We start from the raw sequence: 7,232 nt of genomic DNA, 5'->3' as shown, positions 1-7,232 counted from the left end.
GGGGGCCAGCCCCCGCACCCCCGGGATATTTGGAGCCCAAAGAAGGGCCCGACCGGGAGGCCGTGGCGGGGTGGCTGTGACTGGCTGTGGCCTGCGTTCGGGAGGTCGTGGCGGTGTGGCTTTGGATCGAGCTGGCCCGCCGTCGGGAGGCCGGACCCGGGGGTGTGGCGCGGTGCGGGTTTGGCATCGTCGGCTGGGTGAGGTTTCGCCCATGGGATGCGCGGCGCTCTTGCCCCCGGCACCGCCTGCGCGGTAAGAGCGGGCAAACATCATTTGAGGGAAGGGCGAGCGATGGAAAAGCGTCGCGTGGTCGTTACGGGTCTTGGGTTGGTCACGCCATTGGCGGATGGCGTCGAGACAAGCTGGCACAGATTGCTGGACGGGCAGTCCGGGGCCGGCACGATCAGCAAATTCGATGCCAGTCATCTGGCCACGACCTATGCCTGCGAGGTGCCGCATGGGGATGGCAGCGACGGCACCTTCGACGCCAACGCGTATCTCGACAAGAAAGAGCAGCGCAAGGTCGACGATTTTATCCTTTACGGCATGGCGGCGGCCATCCAGGCGGTGCGCGATGCGGGTTGGGAGCCTCAGGACGAGGAGAGCCGGCTGCGCACCGGGGTGATGATTGGCTCGGGCATCGGCGGTCTGAACTCCATTGCCGAGACAGCCTATCTCATTCGCGACAAGGGGCCGCGGCGGGTCTCGCCCTTCTTTATTCCGGGCGCGCTCATCAACCTGATTTCGGGCAATGTCTCGATCCGCTTCGGCTTCAAGGGGCCCAATCACGCGGTGGTCACCGCCTGTTCCACGGGGGCGCATGCGATCGGCGATGCGGCGCGGCTCATCAAATACGGCGATGCGGATGTCATGGTTGCCGGCGGCGCCGAGGCAGCGATTTCCGAGATCGGCATTGCCGGCTTCAATGCCTGCAAAGCGCTCTCCACCAAGCGGAGCGATGACCCCAAGGCCGCGAGCCGGCCCTATGACGCGGATCGCGACGGGTTTGTGATGGGCGAGGGCGCCGGGGTGGTTGTGCTCGAGGAATACGAGCACGCGAAGGCGCGCGGCGCGCGGATCTATGCCGAGGTCTGCGGCTACGGGCTGTCGGGCGATGCCTATCACATCACCGCGCCGAGCGAGGATGGCGAAGGCGGCGAGCGGTCGATGCGCGCGGCGCTCAGGGATGCCGGTCTGGACCCGGCGGATATTGATTACATCAACGCCCATGGCACATCGACCATGGCCGATACGATCGAGCTTGGCGCAGTGGAGCGCATGATGGGTGAGGCGGCCGCGCAGGCGACGATGTCCTCGACCAAATCCGCCACCGGGCACCTTTTGGGCGCGGCGGGCGCCATCGAGGCGATCTTTGCCATTCTGGCGATCCGCGATCAGGTGGCGCCGCCCACGATCAACCTCGATACCCCGGCCGTTGAGACCAAGCTCGATCTGGCGCCGAACGCCAAGCGCGAACGCCGCATCGATTATGCGCTGTCCAACAGCTTCGGCTTCGGGGGCACCAATGCCTCGGTGATCTTCGGGAAGGTGGGGTGATTGCATGTGGCGACACATCGCGTCCAACGCGCTGACGTTTCTGGTCGTTGGCATCTTCCTGTTTGGCGGGGTGCTGCTCTGGGCGCAGAACGAGTATTCTGCGGAAGGGCCGCTTGATCAGGCGATTTGCGTCGAGGTGCCGCGTGGCTCCACCATGAGCCGCGTGTCGGAGAACCTCGCCGAGCGCGGGGCGATCAACAGCGCCATGATGCTGCGCCTTGGCGCGGATTACACCGACAAGACGCAATCCCTCAAGGCTGGCAGCTATCTCGTGCCGGAAGGCGCATCCATGGCCGAGATCGTGGATATCGTCACGCGGGGCGGTGCCTCGACCTGTGGAACGGAGGTCGTCTACCGGATCGGTGTGACCCGTGTGCTGGCCGAGGTGCGCGAGATCGATCCGGCCACGGGCCGCTATATCGAGCGGGCGGAGTTCCAGCCGGGTGTGGATGCAGCACCGGCGCTCTATGAAGAGGTCAAGCAGGCCGATGACACGCGGTTCCGCGTGGCATTGGCGGAAGGTGTGACCAGCTGGCAGGTGATCGAGGAGCTCAAGGCCATCGACATCCTGGCGGGAGAGGTTGACGTGCCGGCGGAGGGGAGCCTTGCGCCGGACAGCTACGAGGTGTCGCGGGGCACCAGCCGCGCGGGGCTTGTGGCGCAGATGCAGGCGGCGCAGGAGCGGATCCTCGCCCAGGCCTGGGCCAATCGGGCCGCCGACCTGCCTCTGGACAGCCCGGAGGAGGCGCTGATCCTTGCGTCCATCGTCGAAAAGGAGACAGGCGGGGCGGAGGAGCGGCCGCAGGTGGCCAGCGTTTTCATCAACCGTTTGAATCGCGGGATGCGGCTTCAGACCGACCCGACGGTGATCTATGGCATCACGCGGGGGCAGGGCGTGCTGGGGCGCGGCATCCGCCAGTCGGAGTTGCGCGCGCAGACGCCCTACAACACCTACGTGATCGAAGGCCTGCCTCCGACGCCGATTGCCAATCCGGGGCGGGCGAGCATCGAGGCGGTGCTGAACCCCGATACGACGCCGTATATCTTCTTTGTGGCCAAGACGCTCGATCCGGCAGATGGGCATAATTTTGCGGTGACGCTTGAGGAGCACAACCGCAACGTGGCGGCCTACCGGCGGCTTGAGGCCGAGCGCGCCAACCAGTGACGCGGGCAGGCCCGCCGGGGGCAGGGCGGGGCCGATGCGTGGCAGGACCGGCAAAGTGAGATCGGGAACGGCGCGTTCGCTCATGCGGCGCGCCGTTTTTGCTGCGGGGTTCGGGTATTCGAACAGGTGGTCAACCAAGTGCCGGCGCGGATGCGGTGGCCTACGGTCACAAAGGGGTGGGGCGCGATTTTTTCGGGAGGCTGGCCACCACGAGCCTGTAAGATGTGGTGATCCGGTCGCGCAGCTCGTCTTCGGGCAGCGTCTCCAGATCGAGCCGCACCCAGGAGGCGTGGAAATATTTCGCACGCGTGGCGCGGCCCATCTCGATCAGGAGCCGCGCATCCTCGACCGAGGGGGTCTTGACCGAGACGCCCGGCTCCGTGGTGCCAAAGCAGGCGAACATCTTGTCTCCGACCTTCCATGAGGCCAGTTTCCCGTCTGCCGGGTCTGCCCATTGCGCGCCGGGCAGCGCGGCGCAGAGCGTATCACAGGTTTCGCGGCTCATGGCGCAAGTGAGCCACGGGGCGGGTGCGAAGGCAAGGGCTGTCCTGACGCGGCGCTTGCTGATCCGGCCGGTTTCAGCGTCCGGGATTGCGGGCGCGCCAGTCGGACAGGCCCTTGCCCGCCTCGTCCACGAACAGGCCCGGAAGGGCCGTGAGGGTCTCGATCCGATCGAGGGCGAAGGTCAGGAAATCGCCGCTGGTTTCGTCCCAGGCGATGCAGGTCCAGACCCGGCCCCAATAGTCGATGTGCAAGGGGCGGATATCATGCAGCGCGCCGTCGATGCTGATCCGCAGTTTCTGGCGTGCGCGGATCGCGCCACGGATCGCCGGCATGTGGGCAAAGCCGCGTGCCGCCTGGGCAAAGGCATCGGTGGCAAATCCGAACGGTGCCGGGCGGGGCCCGGTATCCTCTGGCAGCACCGCTTCGATCTTGGTGGCGAGGCTGCGCGCGGCGGTGGATTGCTCGACGGAGGAGGCTCCCAATGCGGCGAGCGCAAAGTGCAAGGCTTCAAGCTCGTCTTCGGTCAGGTTCAGCGGTGGCAAAGTCACCGCGGCCCGCGCGGTGTAGCCATAGCCCCGCGCGCCTTCCACCGGGATGCCGGAGGCGGCGAGGGTTTCCATGTCTCGATAGATCGTGCGGACCGACACACCGAGGTCCTGCGCCATCGCCTCGGCGGTGTGCAACTGACCGTCTCGGAGCCGTTCCATCAGCGCATAGAGCCTGTCGCGCCGGTTCATGTCTCTTGTCCCGTCGCGCACCCGGTCCGGTGCCGCAGCACGCGGTCACCGTGGGAGGACGCGCGCCGGAGGCCGCAGGGGCGGGCGCCGATTCGCCCGCTGGACAGCCATAGGAAGCGCAGTGGATGCGTCACGCCGGGGATATCTCCTGACAAAAAATCGTCACCTGACAATCTCATGACACACGAGAGGGGGGCAAGCCGTGATTTGGCGCTTTTCGGATTTGCGCCGAGGCGTTAGGTAGGGGCGACCAATGACGCGGGCGGGCTTGCCCGATTTGCAAGGAGTGCTGTCATGCTCAACAATATCGGCCTTCCGGGCCTTCTCCTGATCGCGGTTGTCGTGCTGGTTCTGTTCGGCCGTGGCAAGATCTCGTCCTTGATGGGTGAGGTCGGCAAAGGCATCACCGCCTTCAAAAAAGGCGTCTCTGACGGGCAGCAGGAGCTTGAGGACGAAAAGGCGGCAGAGGCCGCCAAGGACGTCACGCCCGAGGACGAAAAGACCAAGGTGTAAGCGCCAATGTTCGATCTGGGCTGGACCGAGCTTCTGGTCATCGGTGTCGTTGCGTTGATCGTGGTGGGTCCCAAGGACCTCCCGATGCTGTTTCGCAACGTGGGCAAGTTCATGGGCAAGGCCCGTGGCATGGCGCGCGAGTTCAGCCGGGCCATGAACGATGCCGCGGACGAATCCGGCGTGGGAGATGTGGCCAAGACGTTCAAATCCGCCACCAACCCGGTTGGCAAGGCGATGGATGGCGTGAAGGACGCGGCGAAGTCGATGACGGATTTCACGTCTGACCTCGACAAGCCCGCATCCGGCACAAAAGGTGCGGGAAAGCCCAAGACGGGCCCCGAGACAACCAAGCTGTCCGCCGAACGCGAGGAAGCGCGCCGCAAGATCGAGGCCAGCGCAGCCCGCGCCGCCGCCGAGCGCAAGGCCCGCGAGGCCGAGGAAGCCATGGCCAAGGCACGGGAGCTTGAAGCGAAGGCGCAGGCACCCGCGGACAGCGCCCCTGCGCAGCCAGCCACCGACAAGAGTTGAAGCACGCCCGCCACCGGGGCTGACGCCGGATCGGCGCAAGGCTTCGGGCGGGCACATGACACAGTCCGGGACAGCGGCGCGCCCTGCGCCGTTTCGGCTGTAAGGGAACCGATCTGATGAGCGCCACACAGGACGACATCGAAGACAGCGCAGCGCCGTTGATCGAGCATCTGACGGAATTGCGCTCGCGGCTCATCCGCTGCGTTGTGTATTTTCTGATCGGCATGGTGATCTGCTTCACCGTTGCAACACCGATCTTCAACTTTCTGACCGATCCGCTCTGCACGGTTCTTTCGGCGCGGGGGCAGGATTGCGACCTGATCTTCATCTCGCCGCAGGAAGGCTTCTTTGTTGCGATCAAGGTCTCGCTGCTGGGCGGGTTCATCCTCGCCTTTCCCTTTATTGCCAACCAGATGTGGCGGTTTGTTGCGCCGGGGCTCTACAAGTCCGAAAAGGGCGCGTTCCTGCCGTTCCTGATCGCATCGCCCTTCATGTTCTTTCTGGGCGCGTCTTTTGCGTTTTACGTGGTCACGCCGCTGGCCTATGATTTCTTCCTCGGGTTCCAGCAATTTGGCGCCGAGGGTGAAGCCGTGGTCGGCGAAGAGGTGAGCCAGGGCCTGTCGGTCGTGTTCCAGGGCTCCGCGCAGGAGTATCTCAACCTCACGATCAAGTTCATCGTGGCCTTTGGCCTGTGTTTCCAGCTTCCGGTGCTGCTCACGCTGATGGGCAAGGCCGGGCTGGTGTCGTCAGACGGTCTCGGTGCGGTGCGCAAATACGCGGTGGTGGCGATCCTCGTGCTGGCGGCCTTGGTGACGCCGCCCGACGTGATCACGCAGGTGATCCTTTTCCTCGTCGTTTACGGTCTTTACGAAATTTCCATCTTCCTCGTGCGAAGAGTAGAGAAGAAACGTGAGGTGGAGCTGCGCGCGCAGGGTCTTTGGTTCGAAGAAGAGCCCGACATGGATGACGACCCGCTGATGGATGAATTCGACCGCGACGCAGAGAGCGACGGGCAAGACGGGGAGAAACGATGACGGGCCCGGAGCGTGCTTTGATCAGGGAAATGGCGCAGAACGATCACCTCAAGCGCATCGCCGATGCGTTGGACCGGATCGCGCCCCCGCCCGTGACGGGCACGGAATTTGCCGATGTGGAGGCGTTTGTCTGGCATGTCTCACCGGATCGGCTGGAGCCAGTCGACAAGATCAGCCGCGTTGATCTTGCCTTGCTGGTGGGCATTGAACGGTCGCGCGACACCCTTCTGGCCAATACCCGGCAATTCGCCAAGAAGCTGCCGGCCAACAATGCGCTGATCTGGGGCGCGCGGGGGATGGGAAAATCCTCTATCGTCAAGGCGGTCCATGCCACGATCCGCGAGGAAGGCCACGATCTCAAGCTGGTCGAATTGCAGCGTGAGGACCTTCCCTCGATCACACGCCTGCTGGCGGTTCTGCGCGCGCGTGAGGAGCGGTTCCTGCTCTTCTGTGACGACCTGAGCTTTTCGCCCGATGACCAGAGCTACAAGTCGCTCAAGGCGGTTCTGGATGGCGGGGTCGAGGGACGCCCGGAAAACGTGCTGTTCTATGCCACGTCGAACCGGCGCCACCTGATGCCGCGCGACATGATCGAGAATGAGCGCAGTTCGGCGATCAATCCCGGTGAGGCGGTCGAGGAAAAGGTGTCGCTGTCGGATCGGTTCGGTCTTTGGCTGGGTTTCCATCCGTGCTCGCAGGATGATTACCTCGCAATGGTGCGTGGCTATTGCGCGGCTTATGACGTCCCGATCGATGATGAGACGCTCTATGCAGAGGCCATCGAGTGGCAGGCGACCCGCGGCGGGCGCTCTGGTCGGGTGGCGTGGCAGTATTTCATGGACCTCGCCGGGCGCAAGGGTGTGCCGCTGGACTGATCCTGTGGCCGTTGTGCTTGCGCATGGAGGGGCCCGGCCAGCCCGGTGTGAGCCGTGTTTGACGGGCGCGTTGGACGGGTGGCGTGGCCGTATTTCATGGACCTCGCCGGGCACAAGGGTGTGCCGCTGGACTGATCCTGTGGCCGTTGTGCTTGCGCATGGAGGGGCCCGGCCAGCCCGGTGTGAGCCGTGTTTGACGGGCGCTCTGGTTGGGTGGCATGGCAGTATTTCATGGACCTCGCCGGGCGCAAGGGTGTGCCGCTGGACTGATCCTGTGGCCGTTGTGCTTGCGCATGGCGGGCCTGTCAGCCCGGTGTGA

General features: G+C 64.7%; 8 protein-coding genes. 6 read left to right on the top strand and 2 right to left on the bottom strand.

The window, feature by feature from the left end:
- Positions 1-291 precede the first annotated feature (291 nt).
- Positions 292-1,557, top strand: coding sequence for a beta-ketoacyl-ACP synthase II (gene fabF / locus J1C49_RS21095; RefSeq protein ID WP_227447806.1), 1,266 nt, complete (start codon positions 292-294; stop codon positions 1,555-1,557).
- Positions 1,558-1,561: 4 nt separating this feature from the next.
- Positions 1,562-2,722, top strand: a complete 1,161-nt coding sequence (gene mltG, locus J1C49_RS21090; RefSeq protein ID WP_227447805.1) for an endolytic transglycosylase MltG — start codon at positions 1,562-1,564, stop codon at positions 2,720-2,722.
- 166 nt (positions 2,723-2,888) lie between these two features.
- On the opposite strand, the gene J1C49_RS21085 is transcribed toward mltG, so the two are convergent.
- Both J1C49_RS21085 and J1C49_RS21080 read right to left on the bottom strand, forming a co-directional pair.
- Positions 2,889-3,227: an MmcQ/YjbR family DNA-binding protein gene (locus tag J1C49_RS21085; protein WP_227447804.1), complete on the bottom strand. Its 339-nt coding sequence runs from the start codon at positions 3,225-3,227 to the stop codon at positions 2,889-2,891.
- A 73-nt stretch (positions 3,228-3,300) separates the two neighbouring features.
- Positions 3,301-3,963 carry a YafY family protein gene (locus J1C49_RS21080; RefSeq protein ID WP_227447803.1) on the bottom strand — a complete coding sequence of 221 codons (663 nt, stop codon included), beginning with the start codon at positions 3,961-3,963 and terminating at the stop codon, positions 3,301-3,303.
- 294 nt (positions 3,964-4,257) lie between these two features.
- Between J1C49_RS21080 and tatA the strand changes: the two genes are divergently transcribed.
- The 4 genes from tatA to J1C49_RS21060 all read left to right on the top strand — a co-directional run bounded on the left by tatA (position 4,258) and on the right by J1C49_RS21060 (position 6,913).
- A complete protein-coding gene (tatA, locus tag J1C49_RS21075) occupies positions 4,258-4,476 on the top strand; it encodes a twin-arginine translocase TatA/TatE family subunit (RefSeq protein ID WP_227447802.1) in 219 nt (72 codons plus the stop codon).
- Positions 4,477-4,482: 6 nt separating this feature from the next.
- Positions 4,483-5,004 carry a Sec-independent protein translocase protein TatB gene (tatB, locus tag J1C49_RS21070; protein ID WP_227447801.1) on the top strand — a complete coding sequence of 174 codons (522 nt, stop codon included), beginning with the start codon at positions 4,483-4,485 and terminating at the stop codon, positions 5,002-5,004.
- 116 nt (positions 5,005-5,120) lie between these two features.
- A complete protein-coding gene (gene tatC / locus J1C49_RS21065; protein ID WP_227447800.1) occupies positions 5,121-6,038 on the top strand; it encodes a twin-arginine translocase subunit TatC in 918 nt (305 codons plus the stop codon).
- A complete protein-coding gene (locus tag J1C49_RS21060) occupies positions 6,035-6,913 on the top strand; it encodes an ATP-binding protein (protein ID WP_370639443.1) in 879 nt (292 codons plus the stop codon). The genes tatC and J1C49_RS21060 overlap by 4 nt, the downstream gene beginning before the upstream one ends.
- The last annotated feature ends 319 nt before the right edge of the window (positions 6,914-7,232 follow it).

The organism is Cognatishimia sp. F0-27 (assembly GCF_020667845.1).
Lineage (GTDB): Bacteria > Pseudomonadota > Alphaproteobacteria > Rhodobacterales > Rhodobacteraceae > JAFMPQ01.
The sequence above is the reverse complement of the archived record's forward strand: the minus strand, read 5'-3'. Positions and strand labels throughout refer to the sequence as shown.

Excerpts from the sequence above, each read along its gene's own strand:
- fabF (WP_227447806.1), top strand. The coding sequence starts at position 292 with ATGGAAAAGCGTCGCGTGGTCGTTACGGGTCTTGGGTTGGTCACGCCA.
- mltG (WP_227447805.1), top strand. The coding sequence starts at position 1,562 with ATGTGGCGACACATCGCGTCCAACGCGCTGACGTTTCTGGTCGTTGGC.
- J1C49_RS21085 (WP_227447804.1), bottom strand. The coding sequence starts at position 3,227 with ATGAGCCGCGAAACCTGTGATACGCTCTGCGCCGCGCTGCCCGGCGCG.
- J1C49_RS21080 (WP_227447803.1), bottom strand. The coding sequence starts at position 3,963 with ATGAACCGGCGCGACAGGCTCTATGCGCTGATGGAACGGCTCCGAGAC.
- tatA (WP_227447802.1), top strand. The coding sequence starts at position 4,258 with ATGCTCAACAATATCGGCCTTCCGGGCCTTCTCCTGATCGCGGTTGTC.
- tatB (WP_227447801.1), top strand. The coding sequence starts at position 4,483 with ATGTTCGATCTGGGCTGGACCGAGCTTCTGGTCATCGGTGTCGTTGCG.
- tatC (WP_227447800.1), top strand. The coding sequence starts at position 5,121 with ATGAGCGCCACACAGGACGACATCGAAGACAGCGCAGCGCCGTTGATC.
- J1C49_RS21060 (WP_370639443.1), top strand. The coding sequence starts at position 6,035 with ATGACGGGCCCGGAGCGTGCTTTGATCAGGGAAATGGCGCAGAACGAT.